Source organism: Salinicoccus sesuvii (assembly GCF_042648145.1).
Taxonomy (GTDB): domain Bacteria; phylum Bacillota; class Bacilli; order Staphylococcales; family Salinicoccaceae; genus Salinicoccus; species Salinicoccus sesuvii.
On record NZ_JBHRWV010000009.1, the window covers coordinates 60693 to 87474 of the forward strand.

31 protein-coding genes are annotated in these 26782 nt (G+C 37.3%); 6 read left to right on the forward strand and 25 right to left on the reverse strand.

Annotation, left to right across the window (positions count from 1 at the left end; genetic code table 11):
• Positions 1–66: 66 nt before the first annotated feature.
• From ACFOJ8_RS10770 to ACFOJ8_RS10815, 10 genes are all read right to left on the reverse strand, one after another.
• Positions 67–1359, reverse strand: coding sequence for a DUF2254 domain-containing protein (locus ACFOJ8_RS10770; protein ID WP_380650507.1), 1293 nt, complete (start codon positions 1357–1359; stop codon positions 67–69).
• A gap of 121 nt (positions 1360–1480) precedes the next feature.
• Complete coding sequence (locus ACFOJ8_RS10775) at positions 1481–1996, reverse strand: DoxX family protein (RefSeq protein ID WP_380650509.1); 516 nt, start codon at positions 1994–1996, stop codon at positions 1481–1483.
• A 168-nt stretch (positions 1997–2164) separates the two neighbouring features.
• Positions 2165–3025, reverse strand: a complete 861-nt coding sequence (locus ACFOJ8_RS10780; protein WP_380650511.1) for an alpha/beta fold hydrolase — start codon at positions 3023–3025, stop codon at positions 2165–2167.
• Between the two features lie 284 nt (positions 3026–3309).
• Entirely contained in the window at positions 3310–3762 is a 453-nt protein-coding gene (locus ACFOJ8_RS10785) for a YaiI/YqxD family protein (protein WP_380650513.1), read from the reverse strand.
• A 531-nt stretch (positions 3763–4293) separates the two neighbouring features.
• On the reverse strand, positions 4294–4740 hold the full coding sequence (locus ACFOJ8_RS10790) for a DUF4385 domain-containing protein (RefSeq protein WP_380650515.1): 447 nt from the start codon (positions 4738–4740) through the stop codon (positions 4294–4296).
• Between the two features lie 109 nt (positions 4741–4849).
• Positions 4850–5635: an SDR family NAD(P)-dependent oxidoreductase gene (locus ACFOJ8_RS10795; protein WP_380650517.1), complete on the reverse strand. Its 786-nt coding sequence runs from the start codon at positions 5633–5635 to the stop codon at positions 4850–4852.
• 503 nt (positions 5636–6138) lie between these two features.
• Positions 6139–9084: an AAA family ATPase gene (locus tag ACFOJ8_RS10800; RefSeq protein ID WP_380650519.1), complete on the reverse strand. Its 2946-nt coding sequence runs from the start codon at positions 9082–9084 to the stop codon at positions 6139–6141.
• The gene (locus ACFOJ8_RS10805) at positions 9074–9694 is read right to left on the reverse strand and encodes an ABC-three component system middle component 1 (protein WP_380650521.1); all 621 of its coding nucleotides are present in this window, start codon (positions 9692–9694) and stop codon (positions 9074–9076) included. Before ACFOJ8_RS10805 ends, ACFOJ8_RS10800 begins: the two co-directional genes overlap by 11 nt.
• Positions 9695–9703: 9 nt before the next feature.
• Positions 9704–11419 (reverse strand): dsDNA nuclease domain-containing protein, encoded by a 1716-nt coding sequence (locus ACFOJ8_RS10810; RefSeq protein ID WP_380650523.1) that lies wholly within the window; start codon positions 11417–11419, stop codon positions 9704–9706.
• A 172-nt stretch (positions 11420–11591) separates the two neighbouring features.
• Positions 11592–12659, reverse strand: a complete 1068-nt coding sequence (locus ACFOJ8_RS10815; RefSeq protein ID WP_380659930.1) for a hypothetical protein — start codon at positions 12657–12659, stop codon at positions 11592–11594.
• Between the two features lie 202 nt (positions 12660–12861).
• Here ACFOJ8_RS10815 and ACFOJ8_RS10820 point away from each other — a divergent pair, with 202 nt between their 5' ends.
• From ACFOJ8_RS10820 to ACFOJ8_RS10845, 6 genes are all read left to right on the forward strand, one after another.
• Complete coding sequence (locus tag ACFOJ8_RS10820; protein ID WP_077595837.1) at positions 12862–13248, forward strand: hypothetical protein; 387 nt, start codon at positions 12862–12864, stop codon at positions 13246–13248.
• Positions 13232–14545, forward strand: a complete 1314-nt coding sequence (locus tag ACFOJ8_RS10825) for an FtsK/SpoIIIE domain-containing protein (RefSeq protein WP_380650527.1) — start codon at positions 13232–13234, stop codon at positions 14543–14545. Before ACFOJ8_RS10820 ends, ACFOJ8_RS10825 begins: the two co-directional genes overlap by 17 nt.
• 96 nt (positions 14546–14641) lie before the next feature.
• The gene (locus ACFOJ8_RS10830; RefSeq protein ID WP_380650529.1) at positions 14642–15748 is read left to right on the forward strand and encodes a replication initiation factor domain-containing protein; all 1107 of its coding nucleotides are present in this window, start codon (positions 14642–14644) and stop codon (positions 15746–15748) included.
• A gap of 32 nt (positions 15749–15780) precedes the next feature.
• The gene (locus tag ACFOJ8_RS10835) at positions 15781–15978 is read left to right on the forward strand and encodes a helix-turn-helix domain-containing protein (RefSeq protein ID WP_077595840.1); all 198 of its coding nucleotides are present in this window, start codon (positions 15781–15783) and stop codon (positions 15976–15978) included.
• A 76-nt stretch (positions 15979–16054) separates the two neighbouring features.
• Complete coding sequence (locus ACFOJ8_RS10840; protein ID WP_380650531.1) at positions 16055–16336, forward strand: hypothetical protein; 282 nt, start codon at positions 16055–16057, stop codon at positions 16334–16336.
• Between the two features lie 32 nt (positions 16337–16368).
• On the forward strand, positions 16369–17112 hold the full coding sequence (locus ACFOJ8_RS10845; protein ID WP_380650533.1) for a site-specific integrase: 744 nt from the start codon (positions 16369–16371) through the stop codon (positions 17110–17112).
• A gap of 100 nt (positions 17113–17212) precedes the next feature.
• Here the strand turns inward: ACFOJ8_RS10845 and rpsI are convergent, their stop codons facing one another.
• The 15 genes from rpsI to rplO all read right to left on the reverse strand — a co-directional run bounded on the left by rpsI (position 17213) and on the right by rplO (position 26769).
• Entirely contained in the window at positions 17213–17605 is a 393-nt protein-coding gene (gene rpsI / locus ACFOJ8_RS10850; protein ID WP_380650534.1) for a 30S ribosomal protein S9, read from the reverse strand.
• An 18-nt stretch (positions 17606–17623) separates the two neighbouring features.
• A complete protein-coding gene (gene rplM, locus ACFOJ8_RS10855; RefSeq protein ID WP_380650536.1) occupies positions 17624–18061 on the reverse strand; it encodes a 50S ribosomal protein L13 in 438 nt (145 codons plus the stop codon).
• Positions 18062–18230: 169 nt separating this feature from the next.
• On the reverse strand, positions 18231–19010 hold the full coding sequence (truA, locus tag ACFOJ8_RS10860) for a tRNA pseudouridine(38-40) synthase TruA (protein ID WP_380650538.1): 780 nt from the start codon (positions 19008–19010) through the stop codon (positions 18231–18233).
• A 10-nt stretch (positions 19011–19020) separates the two neighbouring features.
• A complete protein-coding gene (locus tag ACFOJ8_RS10865) occupies positions 19021–19818 on the reverse strand; it encodes an energy-coupling factor transporter transmembrane component T family protein (RefSeq protein WP_380650540.1) in 798 nt (265 codons plus the stop codon).
• Positions 19808–20671 (reverse strand): energy-coupling factor transporter ATPase, encoded by an 864-nt coding sequence (locus ACFOJ8_RS10870; RefSeq protein ID WP_380650542.1) that lies wholly within the window; start codon positions 20669–20671, stop codon positions 19808–19810. Before ACFOJ8_RS10870 ends, ACFOJ8_RS10865 begins: the two co-directional genes overlap by 11 nt.
• Positions 20668–21456, reverse strand: coding sequence for an energy-coupling factor transporter ATPase (locus ACFOJ8_RS10875; RefSeq protein WP_380650544.1), 789 nt, complete (start codon positions 21454–21456; stop codon positions 20668–20670). Before ACFOJ8_RS10875 ends, ACFOJ8_RS10870 begins: the two co-directional genes overlap by 4 nt.
• Positions 21457–21608: 152 nt before the next feature.
• The gene (rplQ, locus tag ACFOJ8_RS10880) at positions 21609–22004 is read right to left on the reverse strand and encodes a 50S ribosomal protein L17 (protein WP_380650546.1); all 396 of its coding nucleotides are present in this window, start codon (positions 22002–22004) and stop codon (positions 21609–21611) included.
• A gap of 18 nt (positions 22005–22022) precedes the next feature.
• A complete protein-coding gene (locus ACFOJ8_RS10885; protein WP_380650548.1) occupies positions 22023–22967 on the reverse strand; it encodes a DNA-directed RNA polymerase subunit alpha in 945 nt (314 codons plus the stop codon).
• Positions 22968–23054: 87 nt separating this feature from the next.
• The gene (rpsK, locus tag ACFOJ8_RS10890) at positions 23055–23444 is read right to left on the reverse strand and encodes a 30S ribosomal protein S11 (RefSeq protein ID WP_145288016.1); all 390 of its coding nucleotides are present in this window, start codon (positions 23442–23444) and stop codon (positions 23055–23057) included.
• Positions 23445–23466: 22 nt separating this feature from the next.
• Complete coding sequence (gene rpsM, locus ACFOJ8_RS10895; RefSeq protein ID WP_145288012.1) at positions 23467–23832, reverse strand: 30S ribosomal protein S13; 366 nt, start codon at positions 23830–23832, stop codon at positions 23467–23469.
• Positions 23833–23857: 25 nt separating this feature from the next.
• Positions 23858–23971, reverse strand: coding sequence for a 50S ribosomal protein L36 (rpmJ, locus tag ACFOJ8_RS10900; protein ID WP_003156543.1), 114 nt, complete (start codon positions 23969–23971; stop codon positions 23858–23860).
• Between the two features lie 30 nt (positions 23972–24001).
• Positions 24002–24220: a translation initiation factor IF-1 gene (infA, locus tag ACFOJ8_RS10905; RefSeq protein ID WP_017547668.1), complete on the reverse strand. Its 219-nt coding sequence runs from the start codon at positions 24218–24220 to the stop codon at positions 24002–24004.
• A gap of 150 nt (positions 24221–24370) precedes the next feature.
• Positions 24371–25018: an adenylate kinase gene (locus ACFOJ8_RS10910; RefSeq protein WP_380650550.1), complete on the reverse strand. Its 648-nt coding sequence runs from the start codon at positions 25016–25018 to the stop codon at positions 24371–24373.
• 12 nt (positions 25019–25030) lie between these two features.
• Positions 25031–26329, reverse strand: a complete 1299-nt coding sequence (gene secY / locus ACFOJ8_RS10915) for a preprotein translocase subunit SecY (protein ID WP_380650552.1) — start codon at positions 26327–26329, stop codon at positions 25031–25033.
• Positions 26329–26769: a 50S ribosomal protein L15 gene (gene rplO, locus ACFOJ8_RS10920; protein WP_145288001.1), complete on the reverse strand. Its 441-nt coding sequence runs from the start codon at positions 26767–26769 to the stop codon at positions 26329–26331. Before rplO ends, secY begins: the two co-directional genes overlap by 1 nt.
• Between the last annotated feature and the right edge of the window lie 13 nt (positions 26770–26782).

Below are 26782 nucleotides of genomic sequence, written 5' to 3' on the forward strand. Positions count from 1 at the left end.
CAGTTATTCCCGTCGTTTTTTTGCGTAAACAAACTGATACTTAATACGCGAGTAACGCCTAGAACGCTAATATTCAACGTCTAATGCTTGGTCTAATTTAGTTTTCCTCTTATTGATGAATTGCTTGTCCATTTCATGTAATACATCTTTGTCGAACCGGTCATATACATAAAGACTGAATAACTTCATCACTTTTTTTACATCATTCGAGCTGTTGATGGTGATGTTTTCCATCGACTCAAACAATGCCTCTAACACCACGACATCCTGGCGTCCGTAGAAACTGATCTGAGAAAAAGCATTGTATAACTTGTCTTCAACACTGCTCCTTTTGGATATGAGACGCACCATATGCTGAGTATCTTTATATGCGACATAAGTCCCTGTGTACTTGAAGCTTTTAATGAGTGCTTCGGTCATATAGTGGATACATTGCACAGCCGTATTTGGATCATTGATTCCAGGCGAGAGTGCTCTGAGTGAAACATCGACAATTTTGTGTAAACCATAATCCACATCCTGATAGACATTCTGCTCCCGTCCAATTGTTACGTTGCCTATTAGACTTTCCGGTATTTCAGTATCTTCGTCATGGTGGATGGTGAGAATATCCGTCGTTGTTGTCACAAATTCACCGATGAACCGATTAACATGGATTACCGCTTTATTCTTTTCAGCCCACTCGAACAAATCGTCGTGATCTACAAACTGAATAAAACCGAAGCTTTCGGATCTAAGAACAGTAGATGTAGCGTACTCGGTCACCATTTGTGGTTTAATGTCGGCGACTATCACATGATCCTGCTCGATTCTCTTTGCTTCTCTCTCAATCTCTTCTTTGACATCATCCACCAGTGAATCGATCAGGTTACTGACCTGAATACTTGATGCAACAAAATGAATGAAATAGGCAAAGAAGAACAAGCAGAGCACAGCAAGTATAACTGCGACTATTGCAGAAATGACTTCTCCTTCGAAGGTTGCTTGCTGCATAAAAGCAAGTGAAAGAATCGAATACAGGAAACCACCCATGAACACTCCAAGTACCCGCATCGTTCTGTGATCATTTACAAAATTGGTCAAGACACGAGGAGAAAACTGTGAGGAGTAAGTCGTCAGGACTACCATAATAGTAGAGAACGTGATGGTCGTCATAGTAAGGAGTGCACCTGAAATCGAACCGAGTATCTCTTTAGCCAAGTCTACCTCGGTTGCCAAAAAGAATGGCAATTCGAAATCAAGTCTAGGTAGTATATTTATATCGGTATAGACAACAACTAATGCAAGAAGGACCGCAAGCAGACAGTATAATACTGGCGTCACCCATATGCTATTTTTTATTTTTAGTAGATACTTCATCTCAATGCTCCTATTCATTAGATCTTATAGTGCATCATACCCTTCACCATACGGGTTACTCAATTCAAAAATAATAAGAGACCTGCAATCGCAATGATTGCAGGTCTCTCTTAATACTTATCTATTCTGTTACTTCACGCTTGCGACCATTCATCCGGAAATGGCGACGCCCCTCTTTGTTTTCACGGTGCAAGAAGCGATCCAGCCCGAAGCTACCTGCTTTATGTCCAGATACAAGGATGATCATGCCGATGATGATGTAGAGCGGATTCACTGACACTGTACCGGCAAATAGGAATGCAAAGTTCATCATCAAACCGAAGAATGCAGCGTATGCGGTAAATCCACCGAGAATCAGACCCAAACCGACGAATACTTCTCCCCACGGCACCATAACATTGATTACCGGGCTCATTTGTAGAAAGACATTTTCAACCAAGAAGGTGTACCAAGGATATACTGGGTTGCCATCTGGTCCGAGAACCGGATTCTGTACAGCATTTTGCAGGAAACCTGATGCGTCAAAACCACTCGTCACTTTACCAAGACCACTTGTAAACCACCCGAAACCAAGATAGAACCTCAACACCAACAATACAATCTCACTTGCTTTGTGTGCTTTCAACCAATTAATCATAATATTTGCTCCTCTCTTTATGTACCGTTCTTTTCTATAGTTTTATTATATGTGAAATGTATCACAAATGCAATACTTTTTTGTTATTTTTTTCACATAAATTTTAAGCAGACTAATAATAGAAAAACCCCCTTCGTATAAAGGAGGTTTGAGATATAGAAGTGTAACTTACTTTAAGAATTTCAGAATCTGTTCATTTACGTAGTCTGGTTGTTCCTGGTGAACCCAATGCGTCCCATCATCTACCCAAGCTACTGTATTACTGCTTGTGTTATTCAGGCTTTCTTCAGCCAGTTCCTTAGATAGAAATTGATCACCTTTTCCCCAAATAATCTTTACGGGGATTTCGATAGTATTTTTCGGGAGATACTTCGTACTGTAGGGTATGGCACGATACCAGTTGAGCATGCTCGTTAGGGCATAAGGCCTTGCCCATGCTATTCTATAAGCATCTAGCTCATCTTCCGTAAACGTCCCCTCACGACTCGTCTCAACGAGTGCCTGGGCCATATACGCATAATCTTTACCGCTCAGAATCTTTTCAGGTAGTAAAGGAATCTGGAAAAAAGCCATATATGAACTCTTTAGCGCTTGTGACGGTTTTTTTGATAAAACTTTTGGCAGTACAGTAGGGTATGGCATATTGATCACAATCAGACGCTTCACCTTTTCAGGATGTGTCCCAGCAAGCTGCCAAGCCACACCCCCACCCCAGTCGTGACCGATGACTGCTGCATTCTCATATCCGTAATGTTCAATCAGTTCGAGAATATCCTGTTCTAGCTTATCGATACTATAGGCATTTCTACCTTCAGGCTTATCACTCTTGTTATATCCACGTTGGTCCGGTACGACGACTCGGTAGCCTGCATCAGCCAACACACGAATCTGCTTCCGCCAACTGAACCAGAATTCTGGAAAGCCATGAAGTAGGACGACCAGTTCTCCATCTTCAGGTCCTGAAACAGCCACATGGAGCTGAATACCATTCGTCTGAACATATTCAAATTCAATATCTGTTACAGCCACAATTAATCCTCCTGTCATATATTAGATATTCATCTTATTCCCTCTATTCTCAACTGTACCCAGGTTTTTAGCCACAAACCACATTTTGGAATACAAAAAGCCTCTTTGCCATTCGTAGCAAAGAGGTTATATAGTCAAGGTGTCTCACTGCAGAAGACTCACAATGCGTGCAGTGATGAAAATCTGCTCTTTAACTTTTCTTGATAAGTTCCATACAAGACCTTTGGTCAGATCTCCTATACTTTTCTACGTGAGAGCCTGAAAGCGGAAGGAGGGATGAATGACTATTCTTCGTGGATCATCTCTAGCTTCTGTTTAAATAGAGATAGAAACGCAGCTTTATCCTCTTTGCTGAATGGCTTCGGACCTTTTGTCCGGCCGCCACTCTTACGAATCATACTGCCCATATGGCGCGTTGCAAGTAGATTGTCTATATTCAAGTCGTTGTATTCGAATCCCTTGTGATGTAGCACGAAGCATCCTTTAGGTAAAAGCAAAGAAGCCAGCCCATAATCTTGGGTGATAACAATATTACCCTTTTTTGCTAGCTGAACAATTCTGAAATCTGCTGCATCGGGCCCTGCCTCTACGTAGATGGCTTCTACATGTACCGGTAAATCTTTCTCCGAGTAGTGGGAGAGGCTCGATACCAATATCACCGGAAAGCGTAGTCGGCCCGCTTCCTCTATAACGATATCCTTTACTGGGCATGCATCTGCGTCCACGATAATTTTCATTCTTACGTCCTCCTTATCCTATTCAGTATATCAGAGACCGAATGGACACCGCTTCAGTAATTGATTCGATATTTTTCAAGATATACTTAAATGGGACTACTTAATGATAAGAACATGAAACCGGACGAAGAGGCTTCAATGAAAGCTAAAATGAAAAAGGGAAATACTGTTTATTGCTTTAAAGCGACGAACACGAAAGGCTCCTGAATTGGTAATGCGAGTATATCGAGGAAGACATATAGAAAAGACACATAACCTTTGGATGCCAGACCGTCGGAAAAGGCGAACAAGAAAAGGATTTCTATTATAGGATTAATAAGTCGATGCAACTTATGAAACACTTGGGACAGCCTGAACGAACTAATCGAAGACTACTTGAAGTCCATACAGAATTGATTGAAGTGGAAGCATAATTGTGGGACTTATACAGTAAACTCTCCAAGAATAGACACCAGAAAGCCAGAGCAGATGGGGAGGCGACCACTTAAACTGGTTCCACCGCCTAAGCTCTGACGTTGGTCAATCATCGTTTTATCCATACTCCTTTTGGTGTGCTCTCTTCAACTTGAGATAATCTTCATCTTCCCGAACCGTTTTCCACTTTTCTTCAAAAATAGAAGCTGATTCTGCTTTTTCGGAATCAATATCTCGCTCATTCACTTCACCGTTCTTGTCGTACTTTTTGCCACCTTTATAATTTGCGTAGCGTCGAGATCTTGTGTAGCCCATTTGCAAAAATTTCCTCGACATATCCATGCCAACAAAATCATTTTTTTCCTTATAATCCAGATACATCTGATATATCTTGTCAGAAGACTCTCTTGCAATATCTGGTGTCTTGAAACGCCAATGCGGAAGAATCTCACTCTTATAAGGTTCCACCATCAGCACACCCTGCTCGCCTCTTCCTACTCTGTACAGTTCAGGTTGCTCACGGAAGTCAATGTTATCAAAATCCATGTCATAGTCAAAAGCCATTCATGTTCGCCTCACTTTATCTTTTAAACTCATGTACCCGTTATGGATATTCGATATGTGATTGAATCAATTATTTAATAATAAATAATCTGATTAGACAATTGAATTACTACTTTGAAGGTCGCGTTACTCTCTCTGTGATGAGAGCCATACCTTTTCTTGTTATAAATCTACTCACTTGGGCGACCCAGTAATTATTAGCACCATCTACAATGTAACTCTTATTTTTTGCGATACCTTTAAAACCTGTCTTGACGACAGACTCTGGTGTTCCTCTGATTCCTCCCGGCATGTCTGTTGTTCCCATGACATCGAAAAATGATGTCTTCGTAGTACCGGGACAAAGTGCCAAAATCCTTACTCCAAGCCGACGATTCTCTGCATAGAGGGCTTCAGAGAATGACAGAACAAATGCTTTCGTCGCTGCATAGGTTGCCATGTAGGCAAGCGGCTGAAATGAAGCTACAGAGGCTAAGTTTACAATAATACCATCCCTCTGCTGCTGCATATGTGGTAGGAATTGGTGTGTTAGTCCTACAAGTGTAGATATATTGAGTCGAATCATTTCCTGCTCTCGATCAATCGAAATCGTTTCGAAACGGCCGTGTGTACCAAAACCTGCATTATTGATCAAAATATCAACGTTCAATCCAAACTTTTCTATACGTTCTCCTAACTCATGTACTGAATTCGCTTCAGACAAATCTAGCGGAATGACATACGTGTCCACTTTATACTTAAATGATAGCTCGTCTGCCAATGCATTAAGCTTTTCATCAGATCGTGCAACCAGAATAATATCACTCCCTTTGGAAGCAAGTTCTTCCGCGTACGCCTTCCCAATGCCGCCTGAGGCACCTGTAACAAGTGCTGTCTTACCTTTGTATTTCACCATCTCCATAACCTCCACTTTACTTGTATAATAAATAGGGATCCCAAACTTTTTAGAAACCTCTATCCATATTTGCTTTCGCAAATTTCTGCAGGTAGATTTACTTCAATTATATCTACAAGTATCTTCTCTAATATATCAAAATATAATATGTTCTATTTATAATTAAGCTTAAAGATTTGTTTAGATAAAACAAAAAAGCACTTCCCAAGTAATTTGGGAAGTGCTTTGAAACGATAATATCTCGATTAACGTTTTGAGAAATATCTAGATAATTTTCAAGTGTAGCTAATTCATGGAAATCCTTTTATATCAATGTTGCAGGAATTATTATATGGATAAAAATGTATGAAGAAGGATTGAAATTAATATTACTTGAACCAATTTGAACCAAAAAGATGGATGCTAGTTGAATACATCGTTAATTTATCCAAAATAATTCTAGCTTTACTAATTTCACTTTAAATACTTAACAAATTTAAGTACAATGCTAGAATAATGATCTGTTAGTTCTGAGTCCAATTAATATAATTTGCTGCTGTAATATCAATATGTTTCTTACTATACGAATTAATTGATATTTTTAGTACATTCTCAGCAGGCAAAGACATTTTTGACATAAGCAAGTCAGAAAAGTTCTTATTGTGTGTACTTACAATTATTTGTTTTTCTTCGTTATTAATTAGCGAGGTGAGAACATCAATGAACGAATATGTGTTAACATCGTCTAAATGTTGAAAAGGATCGTCAATTCCGATTATGTTCAGATTACTCCAATTTTGTGTAATATTTAAAGATAAGAAGATACTAAGTGCAAGAATTGTGGATTGTGCTGCGCTAAAATTTAGATTCGCATTTACTTCTTGTTTAAGTTGTTCTTTAGTTAGATCATCCAATAGTCCCCAATCATCTTCCTCCGAAAGTAATACGTATAAGTCATTCTCTCTAGTTACAAGTTTGACATGTTTGTAGTATGCGTGAGGAGAGATTTGCCTAAAGAACTGATTAATTATATTGCTATTATCTTTTAGGTACTTGTTAATCAAATCACTCTGAACATTTGTGTGTATTTTTTTTAACACTTCAATATTACTTAAGTTTTCTTCCGCTAATGTACGCTCAAAATCCTTATTCTTTTTAAGCTTAACGATTTTCTCTTTTTGACCTTGTATTTTCGTCAACTTATCTTGCTCTTTGAAAGCTGAAACGTTCTTTAAGCTAGATACAATTTCAGCATCAATATCCAATATCATTTTTGATTGTTGATTAATATATCTTAAACATTCATCAATACTGTAACTTTTGAATGTTTTAGGATAATCTGATTCTAATGTCTTTACAACGAAGTTAATTTGGTCAATTTTATTTCTAATACTATCGATTGTAGATTCCAGTTCAACTGTTTTTAATTTCAACTGTTTAAATGATTTTTTATTTTTATCTAAATAGTTATCCAATTCCTTAACTCTTGTAGCGATTTCATCTTTACTGAATACAGACGTAAACTTACCCTTAAAAGGCTTCTTTAGATTCTCATACTTTTTCTCATTCAAACTGATTTTCTCTCTTACAGATTTCAACTCATTAGACTTATCAAGCACATCCTTAATTAAGTTATAATAATGTTCATGTTCATTTATAAAAGTGTCAATCTCTTTTATTGTAATTTTTATATTTTGTCTATCTAAACCTGACAAATCCAGAATAATAGATTCAAGGTATATTTTCTTACGTTCAATAGTTTTTTTACTTTTCAAAGTTACATTTAGTTTTTCTTCTATTGATTTGATATGCTCTTGTAAAGACTTTATCTCGTTATCTATACTTGAAATTGCAGAAAGTTCTTCGCTAAGCTTTATCTCAACTCCATCATACTTTTCTTGGCCTTCTTTTAGTTTAAATTCAACATGGCTCAAGAGAGCATTTACATCTTTAAAATCACTACCACAGACAGGACACTCTTTCTCGGATTCTCTATTTAAGAGACTTCTTTGTAGTGAGAAAGTTATTTGTTGAAAATTATCTGCACGAATGTCCTTCTTCTTAGATTTTAACTGGTCAATAATTTTATTCTTCTTCTCCCTATTACTGTAAGCTCGTTCAAGTTGTTCTTTTTTGTCTCTAATTTCACTCTCAATACTTTTCAATTTTTTGTTTGTTACCTCTAGTTCTTTAATTTTATTCATTAACTCTAATCTATTTAAATTTTTCTCTTTACTTTCTTTTTTAAATTCAAATTCTTTTATAAAAGTACTGTAGTTATTATACTTTTCGATGATTTTTTTAATTTCTATATTGCTGTTAATATAAGATTGATAGTTTATTATTTCGTTCTCTTTACCTTTTAGATCATTTAATTCTTCTTGCAAACCATTTATTTCATGAAGGTTTTCTTCAAGCAATGACAATTGATTTTTTCTACTTTCAGCTCGTTTTTTTCCCTGTTCTCTTTTTTCTAATTCTCTATTGGTATCTAACAAATGCTTATACGAAGCGTCAAGTTTTGTTTGTTCTTCATTTAAATCGGAATTAGTTATCTCAAATCTATGTATCCTAGAAATCATATTTTGTAATTTTCTATTTTTATTCTCTAAGTTTTCCCTTTGATTTCTAATTTTCTGGATTTCATCTTCTTCCAGGCTTTGGATCTTTAAAGTATCATAACTAACAAAATGTTCTGGTAAAGAATCAAAATATTTATTTAAGTTACTAATTAAATGCGCCTCATTAATTTCACCAGTATATTCCATTATATATTCGTTATCACTATACCGTGTGTCAAGGCGCTTTATTTCGCTTTTAATATCTTTAAGCTCTGAGTCTATACGATTTAATTCATTCTCAAAAGCACCCTTGCTCTTATTAATGTAATTTCTTAATTCTTTCCCATATTTATCAAGACCAAGTATATTTTCAAGTTTTGCATATCTATCAGTTGGTTTATCAACCTTCACAAAGTCTTCTAAAGTCTCTTGAGATAAGATCTGGGTAGAAGCAAATATTGAACTAAAGTTGTTCAACTTTTGTTCTTGATTTAAAAAGTTTCCTTTTGTAATTAGATTGATTATAGCTCTTAATCCATCTCGAATAGTGTACTGTTGACCTTCAACAAAGAGCTTTTTGTCTATATTCCCTGATAATAGTTTACGAACTTCTCTTCTAATAGTACTTACATTTCCATCTCTATTAACTATATCCACTTCTACACTAGATATATAGGTTTGCTTTAGATACTCGTGATTATTAACAAGATAGTTAAATTTGGATTGTTCACTGCTACCAGAAAAACGATTTAATTCGCCTGTGAACACCCAATTTATAGCATCAAATATCGTACTTTTACCGTGTCCATTTGAACCCTCAATTAATATCACTTTCTTATCTTTCAAGTCGAACTCATGGACACCTCTAAATATTCTAAAATTCTCCACTCTAAGTCGACTAATCTTCATCACTTACACTCCTGATTCCTATATTAATGATATCTTTTTCAAGTTTACTAGTTTCTTCTAAGAGGGAATAAGAAGTGAAATAGTAATCTAATAAGTTACTTGCTAGTGAGTAAAAACTATCGAGACTTTCTTTCTCTTCCCCAACAAAATGATTTATCATATTAAAATTTAAGATTCCAGATTTGAACTCTTGATCATAATCGAATTGTGGAATTTTAATAAATTGATTGTTTAAAAAAGGAACATCCGTTATTTCATCTATTGATTGAAAAACATATTTTTTACAAACGTATTCATCTTTAATAACCTTGTTTATGGTAAGCGCTAAATCATCGTCATTATTCAGATCAAAGTTAAGAATCATGAAAAAGTAAATATTATTTTTGTGATTTGCAGAAAGATAATTATAAATGCTTGCTATAAGTGGCTGTTCGGAAATATACCAGTCAAGAAATAACGATTTTGCCTCGTATTCTTTTACAAAAATCACTCTTGAGTCCTTTACCCACATCTGTATCCCACTATAAGACATGTCCTCCTGAAAGGGTTCAAACTCCATTAATTCATAATCCATCTGCTTAAATTTAATAATCAACTCTTCAATTTGCAAAGAGATCACCTACCCCTCTGATAAACTCAATTTCCAATGAGCCTCTATTTCTTTATCCTGAAACGTGGGAACACTCTCTCCAGTTGTATTACTAAAAAACTCGAAGAAAGCATCCACTTCGTCTTTATTAATAAATTTCAAGTTTTCAGGTGGATCAATTATTGATATGTCATCTCTTTCAACTTTAGCAACAGTAAACCTTGCAGCAAGTCTTTCACTAGTCTTGGATTTCTCAGTTTTTTGTTCTTTCTTCTCATCAATTATTAAACTGAATAAATCTTGATTAATGTTAGAACCGTACTCACATTGTTGCAAAGCAGAGACCACAGTATTTTTTACAATAACAGTATCTGATCTATTTCTGGCATTATAAATAGTAAATAAAAGTTTTTCATTTTCTATTTCCCCTGTGTGAAACAATAACTGAGAGTTTTGGAATTCCACTTTCCTAGAGGGATAGAAAACTAAACAACGGATGATATACGATAGAGAACTCTTAATATGCTGCTTGTTCTTATCATTATTGAACTGCTCAACTTTGATTATGCTTTGTAAGTTAAACAATTTGTTTAGAAATACTAAGCAATATTTTGAGTCCTTTCTAAACTGCTTCTCAAATTCTGTTCTAAACCAATCTAATGTCTCAATTAACTCCTTAAGTAACATTTGATTAGACTTAAACTCATCTTGATACTCGCTCCGAAGCGCTTCTAGCAGATATTTAATTGTTCTTAATAGAGAATCGTCATCTAAATAATTCGAGGCGTCGTCTTTCAATGACTCACTCCATGTGTAAATTAATGCTTTTACATCTTCTCTTTCAAAGACTAACTCAGTCTTATCCATTTCTGGATCATCTCTGTAAGTTCGTTGTGTTATTTCAGCCAATAAATTACTGAAGATTCCTCCAACAATTGTTTTCTTGATTGGGTGTGTAATTCCAATAATATCTTCTATTAGACCTTCAATTGTATTTTTTAATGAATCGAAAGAACCAAGCTTATTAATGTATAACTTTTCTAAATAAAAATTCACTGGTTTTGAAAAAACTTCACTGAATTGTATATCCTTATCTTTAATAATTACTGGAGTTTCTATTTTTGGCTTTAGAATATTGTCGTCTAAAAGATCTGCTTTAAATGATGTATTAAGTGTAAATACTTCTAAACCTTCAAGACTATTATGGGGTGTATTACTTACAAGTTCAAACTCCGGATTAACAAAGGGCATTTCTTCCATGTAGCCTTCAATTAGCGACGCTGGGTCTTTATCCATAAAGACATCATAATTTTTAAATAGTTTCTCTATCCATGAATTAAAATGATCATATTCACTATCCACACGTTTTTTTTGACTTCGTGAATAGATATCGTTTGGTTGCAATCTATTTGAACTGTTCTGTCTCACAGTCTTAACTTGAATAAAGCGAATCCTATCGTTTCGCAGTAATGCGACATCATCAAAATATTCAAATACAACTTTGTCCCACCAATTATTTTTAGGGTCTTGTACCATCTTAAGAATATAATATATTGTCACGTAATATTGATACACAAATCCTCTAATTGCAGTTATTCCACCTAAATCTTCAAAGTCTCCCTCCATCAGTTTGCTAATTATGTCCTCTTCCTCAATTCCTTCGAAATCTTCCCCACTTTGCTCCTGATATATCTTGAACTTTTCTAAATGATACTGATATGCCGAATCTTTATATGTATTTACCATTATCATACCCCCAAATAATCACTAGATAACTTGTAATCTCTCATGAAAATTTTACCATATATTCGGATTTTTTAATGTGTAAATTCAGAAAATCCCTATTACCATTTCATTTATAAACGATCTCAATCCTTTATAGATTGTACATACCTGTTATACTAAACTAATCATTACCTCAATAAGTTTGTTCAATAGAATTCTGAATTTTCTTATCCACATATCTATTAAGCAGATGTTGATAAAATAAATAATGTCCATCCATAGTCTCTATAGAAAATCTATCTTTTTCTAAAACTGAAAAGATAAGGTTTGAAAATTTAGTATCCGTAATTACATCATTAAATAATTCATTTTTTATTTCTTTATATTTAAGGTCTGACTTTATTATTCTGTTGAATAAATTCCCTTCGAAATATTCTATAAATAATTCCTTATGCCGTCTCCACATTTTTTCAAACGCATTTGCAAAAATATAAAAATTATTTTTATCCCCTATTAACGTTCCGCCAATCATCCCTTTATTTTCTAGAAAAGAATATACAACATCATTAGATTCATTTATTTCACATACCTTACTCATTCTTAAGATATAGTAATTTGCAAATTCTAAATCACCCATCAATAGTTTAATTAATAAATTAGAAATTAGTTCTATTCTGGAATGAGGTTCGCCTAAAAGAAATTGATATTTTTCATATACTTTTTCATTTGTAAAAAAAGGGTACATTTCTTTAACCTTGTTTAAACCGCTTATAGTCCTTAGATACATTTCATTATTTTCACTTAAAGTTACTATTTTATTTTTACTTTCACTTGATTTCTTCTTAATGCTTTTTCTTAACTCCGGACTATTTTTCTTCCCAAATAAAAAGTCCATAAAAGGGAGAATATATTTCCCTTCCTCGTCTTTTTCACTATTCATTATTATTGCTAATAAAAATATTTTCACGCTTTCTTCTTCATCAATATGATTGCCAAAAATCAATTCTTTCTTTTCGCAATTAAGTAACTCAGTAAATCCCTCTAACTGAGATTCAGTTAATAGATGGGGATTTTTCTTTTTATGTGGTCTACCATTTTCAATAGCAGATAATCTAGAAGTATCCACACTTATGTAATAATCAGTCTTTAGTTTTGCAACAAGTTTGTCTTGCTTGACCCCTAGCTTCTTAATTCTATAGTTTTTGATTCTCGACCCTATACCTTTATATAAAAACGTCTCAAAATCAAATATTATCTTCACCCCCAGAACATGGTAGATATTCTTCTATCAAACTACCAAAAGCATACCATCTTTACATAAATATAAAAAGTTAATATATTACTAGGCCTTATAGAAAATGAAGATAGTGACTATCAATATTAAATGGAGGTGCTAGTCTTGCCAAAAAAAATCGTTCTTTGAATTAAAAAGTATAAAAAATAAATGAGAAGAGGAATTTAATATGCCAATTGCAAATGCATGGGTTTTTACTGAAACCAAATTTAAAGCAGATGAGTTTCTAACAAATACAAACAACCTTTATCGATTAGTAACACAACGACCGTATATAAGTAAGAAAGATCCTAATGAGAGTGGTGTCACTTTAACGTTATCAATCACTAAGGATATAACGGATTATGGAGTAGATAAAAAAAGTGGCTTAAAACGTGACAACAATGTTCTAAATACTTTTGATGTAACTGTTCTAAATAATAAGACCTCTATCGAAGTTCAAAAAGGTGAATACGTACAACTTATAAATTTCATTCCAGAAAAATCTTTTGTTATAGAGTTTGATTTAATCCTTAGATTTGAAGATGTGGAGAAAGTAAATGTTAATAAGAAATAGAAATATAAGTACAAGTAGAATACAAAATGGTATCTACTTAAACACAACACTTATCTTACTAACAGGATTTACATTGATTATCTCGGTTATTGATAATTTATTGAATATAGGGTTTACGAAATTCAGTAACCCTTTTTTAATAACTATTATCTTTTCAATAATTGCAGTTCAAACTCTTATTTGGATGATAAGAAATAAAGGTTATAGAGGGATAAAGTATTCCTTTATCCACTATTCTACTGTAATGAATTTGAGAAAAGCCTTTTTAGATTCCAAGTATTATAACATAAGATTTCACCTTAATAAAAAAATAGCACAATTACCAAAAATCAAGATAGACTTTGAAAAAGGATTATCCATTGGTAAGTTGTATATTGAAAATATTCAATTAGATAAAGATCTTAGTTCTAGCAATATATCGTTTGCTTTAAATAAATATGTTGTAGAGAGAAGTTATTTATCCAGAGATGAAAAATATTTTATATTTGAAATTTACGATAGTAACATTAACCGTCAGCTTACATTTGAAAATTTAAAAGAATTTCAAGAGTATTCATCCAAAACAAAGGAGCAGCATCTATTCATTGATAAATTCACTGACATACCGATGCACAGCTCATTGATTGCTGGTCAGTCAGGGTCAGGGAAAACTTACGCTCTGTATACATTGGTACTTCAAATGCTACTTAAGAAAGATTTATATAATCTTTACTTTGCTGACCCTAAAAACTCAAGTCTTGCAGTTATCGGTGAAGAAATAGCTAGTAACAATACTGCAAGTAATTTTGATGAGATCATTCATTTATTAAAGACATTTAATGAGTTAATGGATAATAGAAAAGCTTATATGAAAGACAAACTAAACTCTCGACTTGAAGCAACATATGTACACTTTGGATACTCAGCACATGTTTTAATGTTTGGTGAATTTGCTAGTTTTCAAACCATATTGCAATCAATGGAGAAAAAGAAACGTGACGAGGTAATGAAGTTAATATCCCAAGTCGTTTTACAAGGAAGACAATTAGAATTCTTTATATGGTTTGTCATGCAAAAATCAGATTCAAATCTATTACCAACATATATAAGGGAAAATCTAGCATTTAAGTTTTTTATTGGAAATTCCGAAAAACAAACATATATAACTGCTTTTGGTCCAGGGATTAACATCAAAGAGAAGGGTTTTCAACTAGGAGAAGGTCTGTTTACTTGCCCTATAATTGCAAACAATCCAAAGATTTGTCATTTCAGTTATTTAGACTTTGACATATTTGAAGCTATAAGAAAGCTTCGATAGTAAGCGGGGGTTATGTAATAACCCCCGCTCCAAAACAAATAATAGTTTGTTCGAGGTTGTTTTACCAATGTTTCATGACTTGAAAGGAGTGATATTTTGTTAGATGTCCAAATCGATGAATTTACATTGGTATTGCAGACTACAAAAAGACCTAATTCCATCGAAACATGGTCTGGTATGGCAATTTCTTTAATTGATGAGTTTACTCAATTAGCAAATATTGAGTTAATACTTGGAGAATTAGAGGATTCTACTGATTCGCTACCTAGAGGTTATTCACACGGATTGTCTTGCAAAAATACACCGTATTATTTTTCAATTGCTTATCATACAGATTTTATCCAAATGGGCGTTTGTATAAAGTTTTCTGCATATGCTTGGATGAAATACAGAGAACAATACGAAGCATTATTTACTCAATCAATACAAATACATCAATTTATATCGAGTATAGATAATACTAATTTGTACACTTCTAGACTTTCAAGAATTGATATTGCAATTGATTTTATTGAAGAGGATATTTCTGTTAATACAATTTATAATCAACTTTCTAAAAAGAATCAGATTGTTCGAACTGCATCCGGAAGAAATAATCTATCTAATCTATCAGCATTAACCAAAAATAATGAAACATCCACCTTTTATCTAGGTACTAGAGGCAAAAATATAAAAGCATTATTGCGGGTTTATGATAAGAAGATGGAGCAAAAAGAAACGATGGGAACTCGCTACAAGGAATCTCTCCACTATAGTAACTGGGTAAGATTCGAAGCAGTTTATAAAGGTGCCTATGCTCATAACATATCCGATAAATTAAAGAGCATAAAAGACAATGTAGAATTAAAAGATCTTCTTGTATCTGCTTTAACTGATCGTTATCAGTTTTATTATGCAAAGTCTAATAAACTAACTACGTATAGTAAAAGTATGCTTGATTTACTTGATAAAAAATCCTTTATGTTTAGTTCGCCCTCACCTCGAATGAACTTATTAGAACAATCCCAACAACATATTTTAAATGGTTCTGGTTTGTTTCCATATTTATTTAAAGTTAGACATATCTGGGGAAAGGAAGGATTAAAAGAGTGTGTAGCGTTTCTTCATAATGAATTTAACAATTACGAACCAAACGATGATGTTATGGTGTGGCTAAAAAGATATTCTACCATCTATGCACAGCAAGGCTATCCATTCAAATAACAATGAACTCATTTTCAAGGAGATGATATATATTGAAGGTTACGACAAAACCAGATAACCGCCCATATCTACTAACACGTGAACAAGCATCAGATTTTTTAGGGATAGACCCAAAGTCCTTTGATAAATACATCCGACAACACGATGAACTAGAGCGCTTCATGATCGGCAAGCATGAACGATACACAATGAAATCCTTAGTGCACTTTATTGAAGAACACTCTGTTTAAAATGTAGACAGTTGATAAGATGCTAGTTTAGAAATACAATATAAATGTATTCAACTAGCATCTATCAACTATTTTTATGAAGGGAATTGATAGCATGGCTAGTATTTTAAAAAGAGGAAAGTCATATAGAGCACAGGTTTCTTTATACAGATATGGAGAGTATAAAAAGCTTACTAAAACATTTGCGACCAAGACGGAAGCAAAGCTTTGGGCATTGGAAATGGAATTAGCGAAAGGAGAAGGTAAAGAACTTGCTCATAGAACAACCACATTTGCAGATTTCTTCGAAAATTGGATTTTTCTTGTTAAGGTCAACGATGTTAAAGAAACGACATTTCAAAATTATGTTCGTACTTAGGCATTATTAGGAACTTATTTCAGGATATCCAAATGAAAGATTTAAATGATATTGTTGTTCAGAAGAAAATTGACGAGTATGCGAAAACACATTCACGAAAAACAACACATGAAGTGCTTCTTAAAATTAAAACATCTTTACGTGATGCATACGCTCGTGGTTATATTACAAACGATTTTGCTCGTTTAGTGAAAACACGAGGAGTAAACCCACCTAAACGAAACAAAGCGTTATCTATTACAGATTTTAAAAAGCTTCGTAATTACGTTTTACAGCATCCAGAAAATGAATTCAACATACTTGTATTACTAGCATTAGAAACAGGTATGCGGCGTGGAGAACTACTAGCAATACGCCCAGAGAGTCTTTATGAATACGGAATAAAAGTTAGACATTCCATCAGTCCTACTTCTGAAGACACTTCATTAAAGACACAGAATTCAAAACGTGATATTTCTATAAACAAAGAGGTGTATGACCTTATTCGTCAAATTCCTGTTAAAGAGAATGGCTATATCTTTAGTTTTGGAGGCTTTAAACAGTCTGAACAATTAGCAGAGTTATTAACAGAATTGGACATTAAAAAAACAACGTTCCACGGTTTGAGAGATACGCATGCATCATTTTTATTCGCCAAAGATATAGACATTGCCTATGTATCCAAACGATTAGGACATATAAATATACAAACAACACAAAACTACTACCTAGTTTTAATGCCTGAACAGGAGCACCAGCAAAACAGTGAGGCTTTAAATTTATTAAATTCATTATAGAAAAAGACACCAGCAAAATGCTGATGTCTTGATATTAATGTTGATTTACACCAATTTGCACCAAAAAATCTTCGCAAACGTTGTTATATCAACAATCCTATTAACGTTTTGAGAACTGTGGAGAACGACGGGCTTTCTTGAGTCCGTATTTCTTACGTTCTTTCATACGTGGGTCACGTGTAAGGAGTCCTGCTCTCTTAAGTGTACCACGGTTTTCTGGGTCTGCTTCAAGAAGTGCTCTCGCAATACCATGACGGATTGCTTGTGCTTGTCCTGTGAAGCCACCACCATGTACATTTACCAATACATCGTAGTTACCTTCTGTTTCTGTAACTGCGAATGGCTGATTCAAGTCAAGAATGAGACTTTCGAATGGAAGGTATTCTCTCATGTCACGTCCGTTTACTGTGACGTTACCTTCACCTGGTACGAGACGTACTCTAGCTACTGCGTTCTTACGACGACCTGTTCCTTTGTATTCTACTTTAGCCAATGAATTAACCTCCTATTCCTAACCGCGAAGTTCGTAGTTTTCTGGTTTTTGTGCTTCATGTGGGTGCTCACTCGCAGCGTATACATGAAGTTTCTTGCCTTGCGCGCGTCCAAGTCTGTTTTTCGGTAGCATACCTTTGATGGAGTTTTCCAACAGGCGTACAGGATTCTTTTCTCTCAGTTCACCAGCAGAGATGGATCTGATTCCACCTGGATGTCCAGTGTGTCTGTAGTAGATTTTGTCCTTCGCTTTGTTACCAGTCATTTCGATCTTTCCAGCATTGATGATGATGACGTTGTCACCTGTATCAACGTGCGGTGTGTATGTCGGTTTGTTCTTACCGCGCAGTATGGATGCAACTTCAGAAGATAGACGACCAAGTGTCTGTCCTTCTGCATCGATAACATACCATTTACGTTCAATGTTGGCTTCGTTTGCCATAAATGTTTGACGCATTTCTAGTCCTCCTAAATATATCAGTGGTTCTCTCGTTTATGCTCTCCAAAATAAAAAAAGCTTCGTTTACTTTATATCTCATTCACAATAAGTTTCCGGGGCTCATCGTGGGTGATATAAAATTATACCGTTGTCTATGATAACCTTAATAGGGTATTTTGTCAATGTCTTAGCGGTTTCTTTTTAATTTTTCAAGTGCCGCTTCACGTTCTTTCTCGGTAAGAAATACACGCTCAAGGTATAATCCTTCGGCCGGCGCTGTTTTAGGCACCATCGTCCTATCTTTGGCGGCGATCACTTCAGGCGTCCTTGCCCCATCCCATCGCCCTTGGCCTACCTCAAGTACATAGGCGACTAGAATCCGCACCATATTATATAAGAACCCTGAACCGACAATGAGGAAGTCGTAACCCTTCTCCGTTCTAATCAAATCGAAACGGTAGATTTGACGTACCTTATTTTCTATCGGTGATTTGGCACTGGTGAAGCTGGTAAAGTCATGGACACCTACGAAAAACTGCATCGCGTTCCGCATTTTAGCTTCATCCAGATCATATGTGTAATGGACTCTGAGACCTTTTTCAAAAGGATCGCGTACACTACTCTGGTAAATCCGGTAGCGGTATACTTTCCCTTTTGAATGATGTCTTATGTGGTAGTCAGAACTGATAGTAGTCACTTCGTGGACCGCGATATCGCCTGGCATTGCACTGTTTAAGGCGTGCTGCCATTTGGACACAGGGATATTAAGCTCAGAATCGAAGTGAAAGTATTGTTCAATCGCATGTACACCGCTGTCTGTGCGACCAGCCGGATGTATTCTGATCGGCGTCTTATGCATACGATTTATTATCTTCTCTATCTCACCTTGCACAGTGCGCCCTTCCATCTGGTACTGGAAGCCATTGAAGCCGGCACCATTATAACTGATTCTAACTAGATAGCGCATATGCTACTCCTCACTGTCTGATCATCCAGAGGATGATGCCGAATATAATCATCGCAATCAAAGCTACCGTATCACGAATCTGCCAGTTCAGAATACGATAATGCGTCCGTCCTTCTTCACCCTGATATCCCCTGACTTCCATAGCGATGGCGAGTTCCTCAGCGCGCTTGAAAGAGGAAATGAAAAGCGGTATGAAGATTGGCGTCAATGCTCGCAACCTCGATCCGAGACTACCGGTCATGAAGGTCGACCCACGAGCACTTTGCGCTTTAATGATTTTTTCCGTTTCGTCCATCAGTGTCGGGATGAAACGAAGACTGATGGACATCATCAGCGCAATCTCGTGCACGGGCACTTTAATGGCCTTCAGCGGCTTACAGATGCGTTCTATGGCGTCTGTAAGCTGCAGAGGGCTTGTGGTCAGAGTCATGATTGTCGTGATCAGCACAAGCAGGACAAGACGTGTAGTGATGTATAGACCATTGATGACACCTGCAGACTCGATGGTAAAGAAACCCCCATTTACAAGTACCGTACCGCCCTTGGTGAAAAAGAGGTGCATGAAGAAGGTGAAAAGTAGCAGAATCAATATCAACTTCAACCCATTGAAGAGGAAACGGAGTGACAGACCAGCGCTCTTCGTCAGCATGATAATAAAAAGGACAAGTAGTCCGTAGCCAGTCCAATGATTCGCAAAGAATACAATAATCATGAATAGCACTACGGCCAATATTTTGGCACGGGGGTCGAGAGTGTGTATGATGCTTGACCCAGGGATATACCTGCCAAGTAGCATCTTACTGAGCATGGGTCGCCCTCCACTCTTCATAAAGTCCGATAAATGCTTCGGTGTTCTTTGGCATCTGTTCGAACCAGATGTCTTTTTCCCACAGGTCATGAACGAGTTTGACGATATCCGGCGGTTCAAGTGAGTACTTCCCAAGCAGTGTTTCATCCGTGAGCAAATCCGCTGTCTTACCTTCCTTAACAAGATGACCGGCGCTCAGTATTTTAACTTCGTCGGTATACTCGAAGACGTCGTTCATATCATGTGTAACGAGGATGACAGTGATTCCCATATCGCGATGGATTCTCTCAAAAAGCGACATCGTTTCTATGTGACTCTTTGGATCAAGACCGGCAGTCGGTTCATCCAAGATGAGCACTTGCGGTTCCATCGCTAGGATACCTGCAATGGCCACTTTGCGCATCTGCCCTCCGGAAAGATCGAAAGGAGAAGTATCGAATAGTGACGCGTCAATGTTGAGCAAATGGAGATAATATTTTGCCTTCTCCTCCGCAGTTTCTCGGTCCATACCCATGTTCTTCGGCCCAAACATAACATCCTTAAGCACAGTCTCCTCAAACAGTTGGTGTTCTGGAAACTGAAAAACCATGCCAACATGCTTTTTTATCTGATGTACGTCTCGTTGTTTCGTCTTCTTCTTGAGCAGGATATCCCCCGCACTTACTTCTCCAAACGTAGGTAGAAGCAGTCCATTTAAAGTTTGGATCATTGTAGACTTACCGCTGCCGGTGTGTCCGATGATACCGTAGTATGTGCCTTCTTTAAATGTAGTGGTGATGTCGTTAAGGGCCAGGTGCTCAAATGGTGTATTCTGATGATAGATGCTTGTGAGGTTTTTGAATTCGATGTTCATAGACGCTCCACCAATGTTTTATATGACATGTATTCACCATCAAGCAGCCTTTTGGATAGTTCCATGTGGAAAGGTAGCACAAGCCGGCTTGCTATTAGGGCATCTGTATCCTGATATATCTCGTCTATAGTACCCTCACTGATGATGCGACCCTCGTGCATGATGACAGCATGATCACTTTGCTCAATCTCTGCCAGATCATGAGTAATATAGATAAGAGTCGTTTTACCTTCATGATGGATCTTCTGCAGAATCTCCAGGACCTCACGACGGCCTTCCGGATCGATCATCGATGTTGCTTCATCCAAGATTAGAACATCGGGCGCCATGGCAAGCGCACTAGCGATGGCGACACGCTGCTTCTGGCCTCCTGATAGCCTTGATGGTTCATGATCCTTGTAGGGATACATATTCACAGCTTTGAGTGCTGCTTCTGTCCTTCTGACCATTTCGGTTCTTGGCACACCCTTATTTTCAAGGCCGAATGCCACATCGTCTTCGACAGTGGCACCGACAAACTGGTTGTCGGGATTCTGAAAGACAATGGCAAATCGTTTCCTAAGTTCAGCCCGGTTATCTTCATCCAATGCTGTACCATTCACTCTGATTGTACCTTCATAATCTTCCAATATCCCCATCAGAATCTTTACCAAAGTGCTCTTACCCGAACCATTATGACCTATTATGGAGACCCATTCACCCTGGCGGATGGATAGGGAAATATGATCCAATGCCTTGTATTCACCTGATCTATAACTATAGGTTAAATTTTCAAATTCAATCATATCTCCACCGCCGTTTTTATGTAATAAAAAAGCGCGTACCCTGCACTTGGGAGTCGCGCGTTTATTCTGTATAGCCTTGCAGGGTACGTTGAGCTAGACAATATAATCCCATAGAGACATATTATCGTAACACTCATTTTGCTTTTATATGATTACGCTTCTTCAGTCGTTGCTGCACCTTGTACGAACTCGATTACTACGAGTTCTGCACCGTCGCCACGACGTTCACCAAGTTTCTTGATGCTTGTGTAGCCACCTTGACGATCTTCAAAACGTGGTGCGATATCTTCAAAAAGCTTTTGAAGTGCGTACTGAGTTGTACCATCTTCGTTTGCGATTTCAACGTTGCGTACTGTCTGACCTGCACGACGTCTCGCTGGAAGATCTCCACGCTTACCGAGAGTGACAAGCTTGTCTACGACTCTGCGTAGTTCTTTTGCTCTCTGTTCAGTTGTTGTAATGCGTTCGCTTACGATAAGGGATGTTGCCAAATCACGAAGCATTGCTTTTCTTTGATCGGATGTACGTCCTAGTTTTCTGTAGCCCATTGCAATTTACCTCCTTTATCAGTCTTCTTTACGGAGCCCCAGACCGAGGTCCTCGAGTTTAAATTTGACTTCTTCAAGAGACTTACGTCCCAGATTTCTTACTTTCATCATATCTGCTTCACTCTTATCAGTCAGTTCCTGTACAGAATTAATTCCCGCACGTTTCAAACAGTTATAAGAACGTACTGACAGATCCAGTTCTTCAATGGACATTTCCAGAACTTTTTCTTTCTGGTCCTCTTCCTTCTCGATCATGATTTCAGCATTTTGTGCTTCATCAGTGAGTCCAACAAATATATTCAGATGCTCTGTCATAATTTTAGCAGCAAGAGAAACACCTTCCTGCGGTGTAATAGAACCATCTGTCCAAACATCTAGAGTAAGCTTATCGAAGTTTGTCATCTGACCTACACGCGTATTTTCAACCGTGTAGTTAACACGCTCGATTGGCGTATAAATGGAGTCTACCGGAATGACACCGATTGACATTTCACTTTTGTTATTACCATCAGCAAGAGTATACCCTCTGCCACGATCTGCGATCATGCGTACTTTGAACTGTCCACCATTGGATACTGTTGCGATCTTTAGGTCTCGGTTCAAAATTTCAACGTCACTATCGTGGGTAATATCGCCAGCTGTAACAACACCTTCTCCGTTAAAGTCGATTTCGAGAACTTTTTCTTCATCAGAATAGACTTTGAGAGCCAACTTTTTGATATTGGTAACGATTGTTGTAACATCTTCCACAACATTTTCGATTGTAGAAAATTCATGCAGTACATTTTCTATTTCTATCGTTTTGACTGCCGCACCAGGTAATGATGATAAAAGAATGCGACGTAAGGAGTTCCCAAGTGTTGTTCCATATCCTCTTTCAAGAGGTTCAACAACAAACTTACCAAACTTAGAATCTTCCGATACTTCGACTGTTTCAATTCTAGGTTTTTCGATTTCTATCATTTGTCTACTTATCCTCCCTTTAAACGTCGGAAATATTATGCAGCCATGTGTTTTACATTACACTCGGAATTGTCCTGTGACAAGTAATTATACACGGCGACGTTTAGGTGGACGGCAGCCATTGTGTGGTACAGGAGTGACATCTTTGATTGCTGTGATTTCAAGACCAGCGGATTGAAGCGCACGGATCGCTGATTCGCGACCTGCCCCAGGACCTTTTACTGTAACTTCAACAGATTTGAGTCCGTGTTCCATCGCTGCTTTAGAAGCAGTCTCAGAAGCCATCTGTGCAGCGAATGGTGTTGATTTCTTTGAACCTCTGAAACCAAGTGCACCTGCTGATGACCATGACAGCGCGTTACCAAAATCGTCAGTGATTGTGACAATTGTATTATTGAAAGTTGAACGGATATGAGCAATTCCAGTTTCAATATTCTTTTTCACTTTACGTTTGCGTGTTTGTTGTCTACGAGCCATATTTTCTCCTCCTTTTCCCTAATTATTTCTTCTTGTTTGCTACTGTTTTAACTGGACCTTTACGTGTGCGGGCATTATTTTTAGTGTGCTGTCCACGCACTGGAAGTCCACGGCGATGGCGGATACCTCTGTATGATGCAATTTCCATCAAACGTTTGATGTTGAGGTTCTGTTCACGACGAAGGTCACCTTCGATTTTATAAGTGTCAACGACTTCACGAATAGTGTTGAGTTCGTCTTCAGTAAGATCTCTTACACGTGTACTTTCAGATACGTTCGCTTTTTCAAGAATTTCTTTCGCTCTTGTGTTACCGATACCGTAAATATAAGTGAGAGAGATTACAACACGTTTTTCACGTGGTACGTCTACTCCTGCAATACGAGCCATATGTTACACCTCCGATATTATAATATTAACCTTGCTTCTGTTTATGCTTAGGGTTCTCACAGATTACCATAACTTTGCCTTTTCTGCGGATGACTTTACATTTTTCACAGATAGGTTTGACTGATGGTCTTACTTTCATGTGTTTTACCTCCTTAGAATGTGGAGTCCATTATTTAAAACGATAAGTGATCCTGCCACGTGTGAGATCATAAGGTGACATTTCAACTGTTACTTTATCGCCAGGAAGAATACGTATATAGTTCATACGGATTTTACCTGAAACATGAGCGAGAATCTCATGTCCATTTTCAAGTTCCACTTTGAACATGGCATTCGGCAATGTATCTAATACAGTGCCTTCCAACTCGATAACATCTTGTTTACTCATTTCGAATTCCCCCTTTACAGCTCTAATCTCTATTAGAAATTCACTTCAGGTGAAGATTGGACTACACTTAACGTCAAAATATGAACTTCAATATTTTTCGTTATTACACAAGTAACATTCACCTAGAAGCGTCTGAAAAGGTGAATATCCTTATATACTTTGCAGAATCGCATCAACATCGTTGAATACTTCATCAATGTCGCGTGAGCCATCCACTTTAACAAGCACGCCCTGATCTTCGTAGAAGTCGAGCATAGGCGTTGTCTGCTGGATGTTCACTTCCAGACGATTTGCAACTGTTTCAGGGTTGTCATCTTCTCTCTGATACAACTTGCCACCATCGAGATCGCAAACGCCCTCTTGTTTCGGCGGGTTGAAAACAAGGTGGTAGGTGGTTCCACAGACTTCACAGATACGTCTGCCAGTCAATCGGTTCATCAGTTCCTCTTCGGTCACTTCAACATAGATTGTTCTATCAATCTTAGTACCGAGTTCTTGCATGATACCGTTCAAAGCTTCGGCTTGCTCTACAGTGCGCGGAAATCCATCCAGCAAAAAGCCGTCTTTAGCATCACTTTGACTCAAGCGCTCTTTGACGATACCAATCGTTACTTCATCCGGAACAAGCTCACCTTTATCCATGAAGGATTTGGCTGCCTGACCGAGTTCTGTACCGTTCTTAATTGCAAGGCGGAACATGTCCCCTGTTGATATATGAGGGATCGGGTATTTCTTTATAATCTTGGACGCCTGTGTCCCTTTTCCAGCACCAGGTAGTCCCATCAATATAATATTCATACGCTTTTCCTCCTACCTACGCTTTCTGAAACCGCGGTATTCCTTTTGGTTTGCTTGAGCTTCCAACTGTTTCATAGTCTCAAGTGCGACACCAATAACAATCAGAAGACTCGTACCTCCAATTTGAATCGCCTGAGGCAGGTCCATGAACTTAGTCACGAGTAGTGGCAGTATAGATATGCCGGCAAGGAATAGTGAGCCTACAAATACAAGTCTGTATAGTACAGATGTAATATAGTCCTGTGTGTTTTTCCCCGGACGAATGCCAGGTACATAACTTCCTTGCTTCTTGAGGTTATCTGCCATCTTTTCAGGATTAACCTGGACAAACGAATAGAAGTACGTGAATGCAATAATCAGAGCGACATAGAAAACCATGCCTATCCAATCGGACGGATCAGCAAATCTTGCGACCGTCTGAGCCCAATTGGCGTCAGGGAAAAATAGCGTCAGTGTCTGCGGTAGCATGAAAAATGCCATCGCAAAGATGACCGGTATTACCCCTGCCGGGTTCACTTTAAGCGGCAAGAAAGTCGATTGCGGTGCTAGCTGTGACGATGTTCTTTGACGTTTGGCATATTGGACTGGAATTTTACGTACCGCCTGCAAAATGAATACAGCAAATGCCGTAATCAAAATGAGGAAGATGAAAAGTCCGACCATTTGTATAACTGCCATTGTCGTATCATCAGCACCGACGAAATTCTGTTGGTAAAGTTGAACAATTGCATTAGGAAGTACACCGAGTATACCTGCAAAGATAATGATTGAGATGCCGTTGCCGACACCGTGCGTTGTTATCTGTTCGCCCAACCACATAAGGAAAGCTGTTCCCGTCGTAAGGACAAGGGCGATGAGCAGATAGGACCCAACATTTGTGCTGTCCAGCAGTGTACCGCCGAACATCCTATTGAAAGCAAAGGACATTCCAAGCGATTGTATAAACGCAAGTACGATAGTGAAATAGCGCGTAAACTGACTGAGCTTACGTCTGCCAACTTCACCTTGTTTGGCCCATTCAGCAAATTTAGGTACAACGTCCATTTGGAGAAGCTGTACAACGATTGATGCTGTGATGTAAGGCATAATACCCATTGCCAGTATAGAGAAGTTCATCAGTGCGCCACCACCGAAGGTGTTCATTAGATCAAGCACGCCCTGTTGACCCGCTCCCATATCGAACACACTCGGATCCACTCCTGGAACCGGGATATACGTGCCGATTTTAAAGATGACGAGCATTGCCAAAGTAAATAGAATTTTACTTCTGATTTCTTTAATCTTAAAGAAATTGGATAACGTGCCGATCATTAGATCACCTCGTAGCTTCCGCCCTGTTCCTCAATTGCTTTTACAGCTGAACTTGAAAACTTATGAGCTTTTATTGTTAATTTCTTCTCAAGAGTACCATTGCCTAATACTTTGATACCAGATTTTTCATTCTTAACAATACCATTCTCTTTCAGCATTTCAGGTGTAACTTCAGTACCTTCTTCGAAACGATTCAAATCGCTCAGGTTAAGCACTGCATATTCTTTACGGTTAATGTTCGTGAATCCACGTTTTGGAATACGACGGAATAGTGGAAGCTGTCCACCTTCAAACGTTGGTCTAACTCCACCACCGGAACGTGAATTCTGACCATTATGACCGCGTGCAGAAGTCTTACCATTACCAGAAGACATACCACGACCTACACGATTACGGCTTTTACGAGCACCTTCAACTGGTTTCATCTCATGTAATTTCATCTTCGCACCTCCT